The organism is Deltaproteobacteria bacterium, assembly GCA_016709225.1.
GTDB lineage: Bacteria > Myxococcota_A > Polyangia > Nannocystales > Nannocystaceae > Xiheibacterium > Xiheibacterium phototrophicum.
This window is the reverse complement of the sequence record JADJEE010000002.1, coordinates 143,954-158,942: the sequence shown is the minus strand read 5'-3', so window position 1 is coordinate 158,942 and position 14,989 is coordinate 143,954. Positions and strand designations below refer to the sequence as shown.

Here is a 14,989-nt window from a genome sequence, read left to right as displayed (position 1 = left end):
CCGTACCGGAGTGCGTCGTGCGACGCCCCTGGGTTTTCTGACCGCGCCGATGGCCTTGTTGCTGGCCCTGCGGCCTGACCTCGCCACCGCCGCCACCCTCGACGCGCCCGGCGGCCTGCCGCTGGCCGAGCTGGCGCAGACCGTCGGCATGCCGCCGCTGGTGCCGCTGTGGGCGGCGCCCGGCAACCGCATCGACGGCCTCACGGTCGACGAGCAGGACGAGGGCACCACCACGCTGCGCCTGCGTGGGAGCGCGAAGCCGACCTTCAGCGTCTATCGCATGCAGGACCCGGATCGGCTGGTGGTCGACATCGCGGCCAGCGAGCGCGGCAAGGTCGTGCCGCACCTGCCGCTCGACAACTGGGCCTGTGGGCGTCTGTCGATCGACGACGTGCAGGAGCAGGACGCCCAGCTGGTGCGGCTGGTGGTCGAGCTCAAGCGCGACGTCAGCTACATCGTGGTGCCCGACGGCGACGAGCTGGTGGTGACCATCACGCCACGACAGGTCCCGCCCGAGGCCTACTTCGCGCGCAAGAGCGCGAGCGCTCGCAGGGCCGAGCTCGAGGCCCAGGCCGCGGCGGTCGAGCGCCTGCGCGCCGATGCCAGCGCGCGATCGAAGGCCGCCGACGGCAAGAGCCGCAAGGCCCAGCAGGAGCTCGCCGACGCCGAGTCGCGGCTGGATGCGGCGCGCGCCGCCGAGGCCCGCGCGAAGGCGGCCGAGGCCGAGGCCCGCAGCGCCAAGCTGCAGGCACGTCGCGGGGTCGATGCCGGCGACGGCAACCGCCGCAAGGCGAGGCGCGCCCTGAAGGATGCCGAGCAGCAGCTCGCCAAGGCCGAGCAGGTGCGTGCCGCCGCCGAGGCCTCGTCGCACAAGGCCGATCGCGCGCTCGCGAAGATGCGTGCCGAGCTCGAGGGCGAGCGCAAGGCGATGCTGGCCGCGCGCCGACGCGCCGAGCAACACGAGGCGGATGCCCATCGCACGCTCGCCGACGCCGAGCAGCAGGCCAGCCACAAGCTCGCCGACGCCGACGCCCAGGCCACCCACAAGCTCGCCGCTGCCGACGCCCAGGCCAAGGCGCTCGCCGGCGCGGCGCAGCGCAAGCTCGCCGACGCCTCGAAGCAGGCGCTCGCCACCGAGAGCGCGGCCCGCCGCAAGCTCGCCGACGCCAAGCGCAGCCACGACGAGGCCGCCAAGGTCGAGGGCGCCGCACGGGCACGACTCGCCGCTGCCGCAGCCGCTGCGAAGGTCGCCGAGCGCGACGCCGAGGCGCTGCGCAGCAAGGCCAGCGCGGCCGACTCGCGTGCGCAGAGCAAGCTCAGCGAGGCCGAGGCCAAGCTTGCCGAGGCCGAGCGCAAGCGGGCCACCGCCAAGCACGAGCTCGCGAGTGCCGAGCAGGCCTCGCAGCAGGCGCAGCAGCGCCTCGACGCGGCCGAGCAGGCTGCCGCCCAGAAGCTCGCGGCGGCCGAGCAGGTCCGTGCGCAGGCCGAGCGTGACGGACTCGCCGCCGCGGCGGCGCGCGCCGAGGCCGATCGCAGCCGCGAGAAGGCCAAGGCCGATCTCGCGTCGGCCGATCGCACCAAGGCCGATGCCGATCGGACCATGGCCGCGGCCGCCAGCGTGAAGGCCGAGGCCGCGCGCACCAAGGCCGAGGCCGACGAGGCCAAGGCCGAGGCCGACCGCGTGCTGGCGTCGGCCAAGGCCGCCGCGAAGGCGCGCCTCGAGGCCGCCGAGCGCATGGCCGACGCGACGCTCGCCGACGCGGAGCGCAAGGCCGCAAAGGCAGCCGCCGCCAAGCTCGAGAGCGCCACGAAGGACGCCGACGCTGTGGTCGCCGCGGCGCGCAAGAAGTCCGACGCGCTCATCGCCGAGCGCATGAAGTCGGCCGAGTCGACCGCCGCCGCCAAGATCGCGGCCGCCGAGCGCAAGGCCCGGGAGCTCGCGGCGCAGCAGCTCGCCGACGCCGAGGCCCAGGCCGAGCGCAAGCTCGCGGCCGCCCGCAAGGAGGCCAAGCGTCGCGCCGAGGACGAGGTCGCCCAGGCCCGCAAGGCGGCGGTCGCGGCCGCCGAGCGTGAGCTCGCCAGCCTGCGTGCGCGGGCCGAGAAGGAGACCGCCGCGCAGGTTGCCGCCGCCCGCGAGAAGGCCGAGCGCGAGGCCTCCGCCGACCTGCTCGCCGCCCGCACCAAGGCCGAGCGCGAGGCCGCGACCCAGCTCGACGGTGCCAAGCAGCGCGCCAGCGAGATCGAGCGCACGGCCGCACGCAAGCTCGCCGCCGCCGACGAGACGCTCGCGCGTCTGACCCGCGAGCGCGAGGGCATCGAGGCCGATCGCGAGGCCGCGCGCAAGGCCAAGGCCGAGGCGCTGGCGCTGCGCGAGCAGGCCGACGCCGCGCTCGTCAAGGCGCGCGCGGCGATGGACGATGCGACCCGCGAGAAGCAGACCGCGATCGACGATCGCAAGCTCGCCGATCGCGAGCTCACGGCCGCCAAGGCCGAGGCCTCGCGCGCACGCAAGCGCGGCGAGCTCACCGAACAGATGTCTCAGCGGGTCGCCGAGGCCGAGCGCGCCCGCGATGCCGCGCGTGCGCGGCAGAAGCAAGCCGAGCAAGACCTCGCCAAGCTCGCAGACGATCGCGAGAAGCTGCAGGCGAAGCTGGTCGCGGAGCGCCGCACCGCCGAGACCATGGCGGCGACGATCACCAAGCGCGAGCAGGAGCTGGCCAAGGCTGCCGACGCGGTCGCGCAGGCCCGCGCGCAGGTCGACGCGCTCGGCAAGCACGTCAGCCCCGAGATGCTGGCGGCCGCGCAGGGCGAGACCCGCAAGGTGCAGGCCACCGCGACGGTGCTGGAGAAGCAGGTCGCGCGCCTGCGCGGCGAATCCGACGAGGCCCGCACGCGTGCGGCCGCGGCCGAGCGCAAGCTCGCGGAGCTCGAGGAGCAGGGCGCCCGTCGCCGCAAGCTCGATGCCGCCCGCGACGAGGCCGAGGCTGCCAAGCGCGAGGCCGCCAGCAGCAAGGCCGAGTTCGCCCGCATGCACGAGCGGCTGGCCGGGGTGCAGAAGGATCTCGCCACCCGCAAGGCCGAGGTCGACCAGCTGGTCGCCCGTCGCGCGGAGCTCGAGAGCCAGGGCGAGGCGCTGCGGAGCAAGAACGCCGCTGCCAGCCAGGAGCTGGCGCAGGCCGAGCAGAAGCTCGCCGCGGTCAACGACGCGCTGGCGGCCGAGCGCGCCAAGCTCGGCGGTGTCGAGGACGAGGTGCGCAAGGCCCAGGCCAAGCTCGATGCGCGCGTCGAGGCGATCGCCGCCCGCGATCGCGCGCCGGCGCCCCCTGCAGCCCCCGCACGCCTGGTCGAGTCGTCCGCGCCGCGTGAGCCCGCGGTCGCGACCGCGACGCCCAAGCGCAGCGAGGCCGCCGGCGCGTCGGCCAAGGTTCGCGACGTCCGCTTCGAGGACGACCGCGACGAGTCGCGGGTGATCATCTCGTTCGAGGGGCCGCTGGCCTACGCGGGCAACTCGCTCACGCCGACCATCCAGGTGCTGCAGCTGCAGCACGCCAAGATCCCCAAGGCGCTCGAGCGCAGCCTCGACGCCACCGCCTACGACGGGCCCATCAAGCTGGTGACCTCGTTCGCGGAGGGCGACGGTGCCAAGGTGGTGGTCTCGACCGGCAAGGCCAGCAAGGCGCGCCTGGAGGAGCAGCCCGGCGCGCTGGTGTGGCACTTCCCGCGGGCGCGACGCGGCAAGGCCACCGAGGCCGTGAGTCTCGCGGGGACCAAGGTCGCCGCCGCGAGTGCGGGGGCCCAGGCCGCCACGCTCGCCACCACCACCACCAGCGCGATCGCACCGAGCGCGCGGCCACCGGTCGCCGCGATGGCGCCGGCCGGCAACAACGGCGCGCCGTCGTTCAGCGACGACGAGGTGATGGACAGCCGACCGACCCGCAGTCGCGGTCGTTGGCGCGGCGAGCGGATCACCATCGAGCTGCAGGACGCGCCCATCAAGGACGTGCTGCTGCTGTTCTCCGACATCGGCCACGTGAACATCATCGCGGGCAAGGGGGTCGAGGGCAGCGTCACGATGAAGCTGAACTCGGTGCCGTGGGACCAGGCGCTCGACATCATCCTGCGCTCGCTGACCTTGGGTTCGACCCGCGACGGCAACGTCATCCGCGTCGCGACCGTGGAGGACCTCGAGAACGAGCGTCGCGCCGCGATCGAGCGCGCCGCCGCCCGCGTGCAGCAGAAGCCGCTCGAGACCAAGCTGGTGCCGGTCTCCTACGCGACCGTCGACGAGATGGTGCCCAAGGTCCAGAGCGTGTTGTCGCCCCGCGGCACCGTCACGCCCGACACCCGCACCAACACGCTCATCATCATGGACGTGGCAGAGAACATCGCGCTGGCCGAGAACCTGGTCGGACAGCTCGATACCCAGACCCCGCAGGTGCTCATCGAGGCCCGCATCGTGGAGGCGCGCACCACCTTCGCGCGCAACCTCGGCGTGCAGTGGGGCTTCGATTTCATCGCCAGCCCCGGCACCGGCAACCCGACCGGGTTGTTGTTCCCGAACTCGGTCGGCGTCGGCGGTGGCGCCACCGGTCGACCGGTCGACTCGCGCGGCCTGATCCTGCCCGGCGCGGCTGCCAACCCCAACTATGCGGTCGATCTGCCGATCCCGGTCGGTACCGGCACCGGTGGTGCGATCGGCTTCTCGTTCGGCAGCATCAGCGGCAACCTCAACACCAACCTGCGGTTGTCCGCGTCCGAGAGCACCGGCGAGATCCGCATCATCAGCGCGCCCAAGATCGTCACGCTCGACAACAGCGAGGCGCAGATCGAGCAAGGTGTGCAGATCCCGATCTCGCAGGTCAGCGCGCAGGGCGTCAACACCCGCTTCGTGCGCGCCACGCTAGGCCTGAAGGTCACGCCGCACGTGACCAACGAGGGCGCAGTCTTGCTCGACGTCGTGGTCGAGAAGAACGAGGCCGACTTCGTCAACACCGGTGCCCGCGGCGACCCGACGATCCTCACCAAGCAGGCGCAGAGCCGCATGCTGATCAACGACAACGACACCGCGGTGATCGGCGGCATCTACACCCGCTCCAAGGCGGTCAACTTCGACAAGATCCCGTGGATCGCGGACGTGCCGATCATCGGGTGGTTCTTCAAGCAGAAGGCCGAGGCCGATCAGCGCTCCGAGGTGCTGATCTTCCTGACCCCGAAGATCGTCAACCGCGCGAGCAGCATCGGCGGGTGATGCCGGCGATGCGACCGGTGTTCCTGGTCGGCATGATGGGCAGCGGCAAGAGCACGGTCGGCGCATCGGTGGCGCGCCGGCTGGGCCGCGAGTTCTGCGATCTCGATCGCCGGATCGAGCTGCTGTTCGGCGCTTCGATCGCGTCGATGTGGCAAGACGGCGAGCCGGGCCTGCGCGCGCGCGAGGCCGCCGCCCTGCGATCGCTGCTGGACGAGCCGGGCTTCGTCGCGCGAGGGGCCGTGGTCGCCTGCGGTGGCGGCACCGTGCTCGACCACGGCTCGCTGGCGGCGATGGCCAGCACCGGCAGCGTGGTGTTCCTGTCGGTGCCGATCGAGCGGCTGGTCGCGCGCCTGCAAGGGCACGACGGCGCGCGCCCGCTGCTGGGCGAAGCGCCGCTGCTGCCCACGCTCGCGGGGCTGTGGCGGGCCCGCGAGCCCAGCTACCGGCGTGCGCAGTTCACCGTCGATGCCGACGCCGCGGTCGATGAGGTTGCCGCGCGGGTGATCGCCGCATTGCCGAGCGATGGGGGCGCACCGTGAGCGACGTCTTCACGCTGCAGGTGCCGGTGCCACCCTCGGGCGCGCGCGGCTACGGTGTGCAGGTCGGCGAGGGCGTGCTGGAGGCGGTGGCGCCGAGCGTGCGCGCGGCCGCGTCGGCGGCGACCCGCGTGGGCGTGCTGTCCGACGAGAACGTGTTCGCGCTGCACGGGGCGCCGTTGCTCGCGCGCCTGCGGGCCGCCGGGCTCGAGCCGGTCGTGCACGTCATCGCCCCTGGCGAAGCCAGCAAGCACATCGAGTCCGTGCTCGCGTGCGTCGACGCGTGGGCGGCCGCGGGGCTGTCGCGGCGCGACGCAGTGGTCGCGTTGGGCGGCGGCGTGGTGACCGATCTCGCCGGTCTGGTCGCGCACCTCTACATGCGTGGTGTGCCGTGGATCGCCGCGCCGAGCTCCTTGCTGGCGCAGGTCGACGCGTCGGTCGGGGGCAAGGTCGCCGTCGATCGGCCGGGCGCGAAGAACCTGCTGGGTGCGTTCCACTTCCCTGCGGCGGTGCTGGTCGATCCGCAGCTGCTCACCACGCTGCCGCGTCGCGAGCTCGCCTGCAGTGCCGCCGAGATGATCAAGCACGCACTGCTGTTCGCGCCCGAGGAACTGCCGCTGCTCGAGGCCGCCGCGCCGGCGCTGCTGGCCGGTGACGCCGTGGCCGCGATGCCGAGGGTGGCGACCTCGATCGCGCTCAAGGCCGCCTGCGTCGCGGGCGATCCCTTCGAGAACGCCCCCGCCGGCCGCGTGCTGCTGAACCTCGGGCACACCGTCGGCCACGCCATCGAGCACGCGTCGGGCTGGGCCGTGGGGCACGGTGAGGCGGTCGCGTTGGGCCTGGTCGCGGCCGCGCGAGTGTCCCACCACCGGGGGCTCGCGACCGCGGAGCTGCAGTCGCGGGTGGTCGAGGCCCTGGCGGCGTTCGAGCTGCCGCACGTCTTGGCGCCGTGGCTGACGCCGACGGCTCGCCCGCTGCTGGCGGCCGCGATCGCGCTCGACAAGAAGCGCGGCACGCAAGCGGTCGGCACGGTCACCTACATCGCGCTGCGCGACATCGGTGCACCCGAGGTGGTTGCGATGTCGATCGACGAGCTGATGGCGGCGCTGTAGGCGGGTCCGGTTCGGGGCGCCATTCTTGCTGCGCTACGCGACCGGGTGCTAGCGTAGTGAGAGCGTCCGCGATCGGCCTGCCGTGGTCGTTGGTGGCGCGCCCCCGTCTGCACGAGAGTCTCCGCCATGGCCAGAACCCCGCTCGTCCTCGCTTCGCTGCTGTCCTGGCTGCCCATGGGCTGCGCCGACAATCAGGAGTCGCTCATCGTCCTGATGGCGCCGGCGTGGGACGAGGACGGCGCGTGCGCGGTCACCGACTCCAACGACGCGCTGCCGCTGGGCCTGCTGGATGCCGCGCTGCCGAGCGCGTACATGATGCCGGCGCTGCTCTTCAACAACACCACGCTGCAGAACGCGACCAAGAAGAACGCGGGCGTGCAGACCAACGAGATGCAGCTGAAGAGCGCCAGCGTGAGCCTGTCGGTGCCGCAGAACAAGGACGCGGCGGCGGCGGTGCGCAAGCAGGAGCCGTCGCTCATGGACTTCGAGGTCTCGTTGCCGACGCAGTCCATCGCACCGCAGCAGACCATCGGCGTGTTGGTCCAGGTGATCCCGCAGCAGACTGCGGCGGCGCTGGCGGGCGAGCTCTTCCTCACCGACGCGCAGAAGGAGTCCCGCGTCACGGTGGTGGCCGACGTGGTCTTCCACGCGACTCGCAGCGGCAACGTCAAGGGGCGGGTGGGGGAGATCGATGCGCGCGAGTTCTCGTTCCCGATCACGTTCTGCTACGACTGTCTGATCGACTGCCACACCTGCGAGAACGCGATGTGCCCTGCGCAGTCCAGCACCTTCGTGGGCGGCGTCTGCGGCAACGCCCAGGACCTCCCGCTGGTACCGGCGGCCTGCGCGAGCGACAACGGCTGAGGCTTGGGCGAACCGGCTCCGGCCCCGCGCGGGACTTGACCGCGGGGCCCTCGGCGCGCGAGCATGACGTTCGGAAGCCCCCGCATGCTCGGTGATCAGCTCAAGACGATCGTGGACAACACGCCTGGCGCTGCCGGTGCGATCCTCATGGGCTTCGATGGCATCGCGGTGATGCAGCACGTTGCCGACGGGGCCCAGGGCGAGGTCGACCTCGAGTCGACGGCCATGGAGTTCTCGTTCCGCTTCATGGAGCTGCGCCGCGCGGCGCAGTCCCTCGACATGGGGGACGTGCAGGACATCACCGTCAAGGGCGATCGCCAGACGCTGGTCTGCCGTGTGCTCTCGGACGAGTACTTCGTCGCGGTGCTGCTGACCGAGTCGGCGTTCCTCGGCAAGGGGCGCTTCCTGCTGCGGGCGTCGGCCCCGGGGCTGCTCGCGGATCTCTGAGGTCCGCCCGCGCAGGGGCCTGCACGCCCGAGAGGGCTCGCGAACCCCGCGAAGGCCCGTTCGCGCGGTGATCCGCAGCGAACGAACCCCCTGGCGCGATCGCCCCTGTCGGCCCCACAATACGCCCGCCATGGCCCCGGCAGACCCGACCGATGCGGCACGCTCACGCGCCGCGGGTACGCAGCGACGCGCGCGCGTGATGGTGGTCCACGGGCCGAATCTCGATCTGCTCGGTGAGCGCGAGCCGGGCATCTACGGCGACACCTCGCTAGCGGAGCTCGATGCGCGCTTGGTCGCGCTGGGCCACGAGCTCGGGGTCGCGGTCGAGTGCGCGCAGAGCAACGCCGAGGGCACGCTCATCGATCTCCTGCATCGCGCCCGTCGCGAGTGCGACGCCGTCGTGATCAACCCGGGCGGCTACACCCACACCAGCGTCGCGCTCCACGATGCCCTGCGCGCGCTGGCGATCCCGGCAGTCGAGGTCCACCTCAGCAACCTCTACGTCCGCGAGCCCATGCGGCAGCGGTCCGTGACTGCCGCCGCCTGTCGCGGCGTGATCATGGGCCTCGGGCTCGATTCCTACCTGCTCGCGCTACGCCACGTCGTCGCGCTCGCGGCCGAGCACGCCGCGCGCGCGCCCGAACCCGCCATCTCCCGCGGCGCTGCTCCTTCGACGACGCACGCCACGACCACGGAGCCTGCATGAACGATCCAGCGGATCCCAAGTTCCCCGACCTCCGATACATCCGCGAACTCGCAAAGGTGTTTCGCCAGTACGAGCTCGACGAGCTCGAGATCGAGAGCGGTGACGCCCGCATCCTGCTGCGCCAGGCCGACTACGCCCAGCCCGGGCAGGTCGCGGTCGCGATGTCGCCAGCGCCCGCGGCGATGCCGGTCGCCGCGCCTGCGCCGGCCGCCGCGCCCGCGGCTGCGCGCCCCGCCGAGGCGGCGGGGGTGTTCATCACTTCGCCGTTCGTCGGCACCTTCTACCGCACGCCGCGGCCGGATCAGCCGGCGTTCGTCGAGGTCGGCAAGAACGTCGCCTCGGGCGCCACGGTCTGCATCATCGAGGCGATGAAGCTGTTCAACGAGATCGAGGCCGACTTCGCCTGCCGCATCGACGAGGTGCTGGTCGAGAACGGCGCACCGGTCGAGTACGGCACCAAGCTGTTCCGGGTGACGAAGCAGTGACCGCGCCGATCCGCAAGGTGCTCATCGCCAACCGTGGCGAGATCGCGTTGCGCGTGATTCGGGCGTGCCGCGAGATGGGCATCCGTACCGTCGCGGTCCACTCGACCGTCGACGAGTCCGATCTCCACGTGCGCTTCGCCGACGAGTCGGTGTGCGTGGGCCCGGGCCCCGCGACCCAGAGCTACCTCAACATCCCCAACCTCATCTCGGCGGCCGAGCTGACCGGCGCCGACGCGGTGCATCCCGGCTACGGCTTCTTGTCGGAGCGCGCCGACTTCGCGCGCGTGTGTGGCAAGTGCGGCCTCAACTTCATCGGCCCACGCGCAGAGCACATGGCGATGATGGGCGACAAGGTCCGCGCGCGGCAGACCATGGCCGAGGCCGGCGTGCCGATCCTGCCCGGTACCGGCGTCATCACCAGCACGCAGGAGGCCATCGACGCGGTGGCCCGCATCGGCGTGCCCGTCATCATCAAGGCCTCGGCCGGTGGTGGCGGTCGCGGCATGAAGATCGTGCGCGATGCGGACAAGCTGGCCGAGACCCTCGCGACCGCCCAGGCCGAGGCCCAGGCCGCGTTCGGCAACGGCGACGTCTACATCGAGCGCTACGTGACGAGCCCGCGTCACATCGAGATCCAGGTGATCGCCGACCAGTTCGGCAACGCGGTCGACCTGCTCGAGCGCGAGTGTTCGATCCAGCGCCGCCACCAGAAGATCATCGAAGAGGCCCCGTCGGCGGCGCTGACCGAAGAGGTCCGCGCCGCGATGCGCAAGGCCGCCGTGGCAGCCGTGAAGGCGATCGGCTACCAGTCCGTCGGCACGCTGGAGTTCCTGCTCGACGGCGACGACAAGTTCTACTTCATGGAGATGAACACCCGCATCCAGGTCGAGCACTGCGTGACCGAGATGATCACGGGCGTCGATCTCGTGCAGGAGCAGATCCGCATCGCCAACGGCGAGCCGCTCGCCCACCTCGACCGCGTGCACCAGGCGCGCGGCCACGCCATCGAGTGCCGCATCAACGCCGAGGACCCGGTCACGTTCGCGCCGCAGCCCGGCGTCATCTCGGCGCTGCACTTCCCCGGCGGCTACGGCGTGCGGGTCGACAGTCACGTCTACCAGGGCTACCGCGTGTCGCCCTACTACGACTCGATGATCGCGAAGATCGTCGCGTGGGGAAAGGACCGCGAGCACGCGCTGCGTCGCATCCGACGCGCGCTCGACGAGACCGTGGTCGAGGGCATCCGCACCAATGTGCCGCTCCACCGGTGGATCCTCGAGCAAGAGGCGTTCACCACGGGGCGCTACGACACGCACTTCCTCGAGAAGAACCTCGACGCCGCGGCCGTCGCGGCGCGGGCCGAGGGCCAGGGTTAGCGCGGGGGCTGGGGAAGGGGCGAGCGGGTCTTGGCGTTCAGCAAGGAAAAGGCGCACGAGCGAGCCGAGAAGTTCGCGGCGAAGGGCCAGCACGACAAGGCTGCGCGCGAGTACCAGACGATCGTCGAGAACGATCCCAAGGACATCCGCGCGTGGCTGATGCTGGCCGATTGCCTGGTGCGTTGCGGCGATCGCAAGGGCGCCATCGAGCGCTACCTGCAGGTCGCTGGCTACTATGCCGCGCAGCAGCAGCAGCAGAAGGCGATGGCGGTGTACCGCCAGGTCGTCAACCTCGATCCCCGGCGCTTCGACATCCACCAGAAGATCGCGCAGATCAACCTCGAGCTGGGACGCGTGCCCGACGCGGTCGCGATCTACGAACAGCTGGCCCAGGCGCAGCTGCAGGCCGGCAACACCGCCGACGCGATTGCGACCTTCGAGCTGGTCGCCAACGCCGAGCCGGCCGCGATCCCCAAGCGTCTGCGCCTGGCCGAGCTGTACTCGCGCGAGCGCAACATCGACAAGGCGGTCGAGCACTTCCGCATCGCCGGTGACCAGCTGCTGGCGACCGGCCGCCGACAGGACTACGTCCGCGTCGCCGAACGGCTCATCTATCACAAGCCCGACGACCCGGACTCGATCCGCAAGCTCGCGCGGGTCTACCTCGAGCTCGGCGATGCGCGGCGCGCGTTGATGAAGCTGAACGCCCTGTTGCACGCCGACGCCAACGATCACGTCGGGCTCGAGCTGCTGGCCGAGACCTTCCTCGCGCTCGAGAAGCCCGACAAGGCCACCAGCGTCGCGCTCGAGCTGGTGCGGCAGTGCAAGGCGCAGGGCGAGTCGGGCGCCAAGGAGGCCGCGCGCGTCGCCCGTCGCGCGCTGCAGTGGGACCCCGACAACCTCGAGCTGCAGGCCGCCGCGAGCGGACACACCGGGCCCGCGGTGCAGCGGCCGCGGACGATTCCACCCGAGCCGCAGCCGCGGATCCCACCGCCGGTGTCGTTCGACGAGGACGACGACGATGTGGTCGAGGCCGACGACGTGCTCGAGCTCGACGAAGACGACGTCATCGCCAGTGACTCGACCTCGGTGCCGCTGCCCAACCGTGCAGCCGCACGCCCGGCCCGCGAGCGCGGTCGCGAGGAGCCGGCGCCGGCGCAGTCGATGACGCACCGCGTGCTCTCCGACGTCGAGCACACCGCGGCCGAGGGCGCCGACGCGGGCGTCGACCTCGACAAGATCCTGTTCGAGGCCCGCGTCTACGTGAAGTACCGCCTCTTCGAGCACGCGATCGAGCACGTCGGCGAGCTGCTCACGCTGCAGCCCGATCACGTCGGTGCGCTGGCGCTGCGGGCCCGCGCGCTGGGTGAGCTCGGCCGCGGTGCCGAGGCGGCGGTGACCCACGTCCGCGTGGCTCGCCTGGTGGTCGATCGCGATCCCAAGCTCGCGCGCGAGCACCTCGGTGCGGCGCTCGACGCCGACGCCAACAGCCCCGCGGCGATGGAGCTGCTGGCCGACCTCGACGCGGCCGCGGCCGCCAGCGAGCGCCCCGGAGGCACGCAGCGCGGCACCGCGACCTTCGCGGCGGTCGGTGACAGCGGCGCCTTCGACGTCGTCGGCGACGACGACTCCGGGCTCGACCTCGCCGCCGGCGATCCCAGCGCGTTGCCCGGCGGCGACGACGACGACTTCGCGATCGATGTCAGCGACGGCGAGCCCGAGGCCCAGCCGACCCAGCCGATCCCGGTCGAGAACCGCTTCGGACTCTCCGACGCGCGTCCGCTGCCGGGCCCCGATCCCGAGCGCGAGGAGCATCGACCGACCGAGGATCTGAGCGAGGCGCTGGCGGGCATGCGGGGCTTCGACGACAGCTCCCGCGGCGCCGACAAGACCCCGCCGTTCGGCTTCGAGCCGCGGCCGCCGGTCGCGTCCGCGAGCACCGCGAACGCGCCGACCCAGGCCTTCGACGCCGAAGCGCACCCCGATGGGAGCACCCAGCGTTTCGCGCCGATGCGGCCGCCCCGGCGCGCGACGCCGGAGCTCGGCGAGCCCACGGTCGACCTCGACGATCCGACCGACGTCGCGTCGGGCGGCGACAGCGATCACATCACCCAGCCGGTCGAGTCGATCGCCACCGCAGCGGCGGCGACGAGTGACAGCCAGGAGACGTCGATGGCGAACCCACCCCGCCTTCCGCCACCGCGTCGACCCTCGACGCCGGCGGCCAAGCCTGCGTGGCCCGACCTCAGCGACGAGGTCGCCGAGGTGCGCTTCTTCCTCGATCAGGGACTCGACGACGACGCCCATGCGGCGCTGGCCGAGCTCGAGCGCAAGCACCCAGGGCATCCCGATGTCGCGACGCTCGCCGGCGAGTTCGCCAAGGACACCGCGGGCCCCTCGCAGAACTCGGGTGCCACGCCGTTGGTCAACGTCTCCCCCGCGCCGGCCCCGACCGTCGCCGCAGCTGCGTCGCCGGCGGCCGCGGTCGCCGACGACGAAGAAGAGGTCTTGCTCGAGGACGAGAACGAGGACGAGGACGCCTACCTCTCGGCGATCTTCGGCGACGGCGGCAAGCCCAAGGGCAGCCGCAAGAAGGCCCGCACGCCCGAGATCCGCGCGACCGGCAGCGACCCCGGCGACGCCGCTTCGGCGTATGACCTCGGCATGGCCTACCGCGACATGGGCCTGGTCGACGACGCCATCACGCAGTTCGAGCTCGCCGCCCGCGACGCCAGCTGGGAGGCGCGGGCGCTGGTGATGTCGGGCACGCTGCGGGTCCATCGCGGCGAGACCGACCGCGCGGTCGCGGACCTGCAGCGCGCGATCCAGGTCGCGAGCAACGAGGACGAGCTGTTCGAGGCCAAGTACGAGCTGGCTGGCGTGTTCGAGAAGGTCGGCGACAACGATGCCGCGCTGCAGGAGCTGCAGGGCATCCCGGCCGGCTATCGCGAGCGTGACGACAAGCTCGTCGCGCTCGGGGGCTGACGATGCCGCCGCGTCGACTCGGGCCCTCGACGCAGGCCGTGCACGGCGGTGAGCCGCGCGTCCGCGACGGTCGCTCGATCACGGCGCCGGTGGTGCTGTCGTCGACCTATCCGTTCGACGACACCGCCGAGCTGTCGTCGTACATGGAAGGCCGGCTCGAGCGCGCGCCGGAGTACGGGCGCTACGGCAACCCTACGGTCGCCGCGGCCGAGGCCAAGCTCGCGGCGCTGGAAGGCGGCGAGGCTGCGGTGTTGCTGGCCTCGGGCATGGCCGCGATCACGACCACCTGCTTCGCGATGCTGCGCCAGGGCGCGCACGCGGTGTTCACCGCCGACGTCTACCGCAAGACCCGCGCGTTCGCGACCGACACGCTGTCGCGCTTCGGTGTCGAGGTCGACGTGGTCGCACCGACCGCGTCGGCGATCGAGGCTGCGCTGCGCCCCACCACCAAGCTGCTCTTCACCGAGCTGCCGACGAACCCCTACCTGCGCGTGGTCGACCTGCCGGCGGTGGTGGCGTGCGCGCGCGCGCATCGGGTGAAGACCATCGTCGACGCCACCTTCGCCACTCCGGTCAACCTGCAGCCGCTCGCGCTCGGGGCCGATCTCGTCATCCACTCCACCACGAAGTACCTGGCGGGGCACAACGACCTGCTGGGCGGGGTCGTGATCGGCAAGCGCGGCATCATCGACGCGATCCGCGAGCAGCTGGGGACGCTGGGCGGCATCGCGGATCCGCTGTCGGCGTTCCTGCTCTTGCGTGGGGTCAAGACGCTCGCGCTGCGGTTGGCGCGACAGAACGCGTCGGCGTTGGCGCTGGCGGAGGCGCTCGAGCGGCATCCGAAGGTCAGGCAGGTCTGGTACCCGCTGCTCGCCAGTCACCCCGATCACGCCGTTGCCGTGCGCGACCTGCAGGGCGGCGGTGCGGTGGTCTCGTTCGAGGTCCACGGCGGCCTGGCGGCTGGCACCGCGCTGGTCGACGCGGTGCGGATCCCCAAGCTCGCGCCGAGCCTCGGCGGGGTCGAGAGCCTCATCGAGCAGCCTGCGCTCATGAGCCACTACGAGCTCGCACCGGAGCAACGCGCCGCGATCGGCATCCGCGAGGGCCTCGTGCGGCTGTCGGTCGGCATCGAGGATCTCGGGGACCTCCACGACGACCTCCTGCAGGCGCTCGATCGCGTCTGACGGGTCCGCGCGCCGACCCGGCTGGGCACCGCGCGAGGACGTACGA

At 72.1% G+C, this 14,989-nt stretch carries 10 protein-coding genes; all 10 read left to right on the top strand.

Annotated elements, in window-relative coordinates; genetic code table 11:
• Positions 1–49 precede the first annotated feature (49 nt).
• The 10 genes from pilQ (at position 50) to IPH07_14795 (ending at position 14,943) form a co-directional block, all read left to right on the top strand.
• Positions 50–5,248, top strand: coding sequence for a type IV pilus secretin PilQ (gene pilQ / locus IPH07_14840; protein ID MBK6918667.1), 5,199 nt, complete (start codon positions 50–52; stop codon positions 5,246–5,248).
• Complete coding sequence (locus IPH07_14835; protein ID MBK6918666.1) at positions 5,248–5,787, top strand: shikimate kinase; 540 nt, start codon at positions 5,248–5,250, stop codon at positions 5,785–5,787. The genes pilQ and IPH07_14835 overlap by 1 nt, the downstream gene beginning before the upstream one ends.
• Entirely contained in the window at positions 5,784–6,896 is a 1,113-nt protein-coding gene (locus IPH07_14830) for a 3-dehydroquinate synthase (GenBank protein MBK6918665.1), read from the top strand. The genes IPH07_14835 and IPH07_14830 overlap by 4 nt, the downstream gene beginning before the upstream one ends.
• Positions 6,897–7,022: 126 nt before the next feature.
• Positions 7,023–7,760: a hypothetical protein gene (locus IPH07_14825; protein ID MBK6918664.1), complete on the top strand. Its 738-nt coding sequence runs from the start codon at positions 7,023–7,025 to the stop codon at positions 7,758–7,760.
• 63 nt (positions 7,761–7,823) lie between these two features.
• On the top strand, positions 7,824–8,207 hold the full coding sequence (locus IPH07_14820; GenBank protein MBK6918663.1) for a roadblock/LC7 domain-containing protein: 384 nt from the start codon (positions 7,824–7,826) through the stop codon (positions 8,205–8,207).
• A gap of 130 nt (positions 8,208–8,337) precedes the next feature.
• Positions 8,338–8,913, top strand: coding sequence for a type II 3-dehydroquinate dehydratase (gene aroQ / locus IPH07_14815; protein MBK6918662.1), 576 nt, complete (start codon positions 8,338–8,340; stop codon positions 8,911–8,913).
• Positions 8,910–9,398 (top strand): acetyl-CoA carboxylase biotin carboxyl carrier protein, encoded by a 489-nt coding sequence (accB, locus tag IPH07_14810; protein ID MBK6918661.1) that lies wholly within the window; start codon positions 8,910–8,912, stop codon positions 9,396–9,398. Before aroQ ends, accB begins: the two co-directional genes overlap by 4 nt.
• An 8-nt stretch (positions 9,399–9,406) precedes the next feature.
• Positions 9,407–10,774 carry an acetyl-CoA carboxylase biotin carboxylase subunit gene (gene accC / locus IPH07_14805; protein ID MBK6918660.1) on the top strand — a complete coding sequence of 456 codons (1,368 nt, stop codon included), beginning with the start codon at positions 9,407–9,409 and terminating at the stop codon, positions 10,772–10,774.
• Positions 10,775–10,804: 30 nt separating this feature from the next.
• Complete coding sequence (locus IPH07_14800) at positions 10,805–13,759, top strand: tetratricopeptide repeat protein (protein ID MBK6918659.1); 2,955 nt, start codon at positions 10,805–10,807, stop codon at positions 13,757–13,759.
• 2 nt (positions 13,760–13,761) lie between these two features.
• Positions 13,762–14,943, top strand: coding sequence for an aminotransferase class I/II-fold pyridoxal phosphate-dependent enzyme (locus IPH07_14795; GenBank protein ID MBK6918658.1), 1,182 nt, complete (start codon positions 13,762–13,764; stop codon positions 14,941–14,943).
• The last annotated feature ends 46 nt before the right edge of the window (positions 14,944–14,989 follow it).

Coding starts and splice junctions, on each gene's coding strand:
- aroQ (MBK6918662.1), top strand. CDS start 8,338: ATGGCCCCGGCAGACCCGACCGATGCGGCACGCTCACGCGCCGCGGGT.
- IPH07_14835 (MBK6918666.1), top strand. CDS start 5,248: ATGCCGGCGATGCGACCGGTGTTCCTGGTCGGCATGATGGGCAGCGGC.
- accB (MBK6918661.1), top strand. CDS start 8,910: ATGAACGATCCAGCGGATCCCAAGTTCCCCGACCTCCGATACATCCGC.
- IPH07_14795 (MBK6918658.1), top strand. CDS start 13,762: ATGCCGCCGCGTCGACTCGGGCCCTCGACGCAGGCCGTGCACGGCGGT.
- IPH07_14825 (MBK6918664.1), top strand. CDS start 7,023: ATGGCCAGAACCCCGCTCGTCCTCGCTTCGCTGCTGTCCTGGCTGCCC.
- IPH07_14820 (MBK6918663.1), top strand. CDS start 7,824: ATGACGTTCGGAAGCCCCCGCATGCTCGGTGATCAGCTCAAGACGATC.
- pilQ (MBK6918667.1), top strand. CDS start 50: ATGGCCTTGTTGCTGGCCCTGCGGCCTGACCTCGCCACCGCCGCCACC.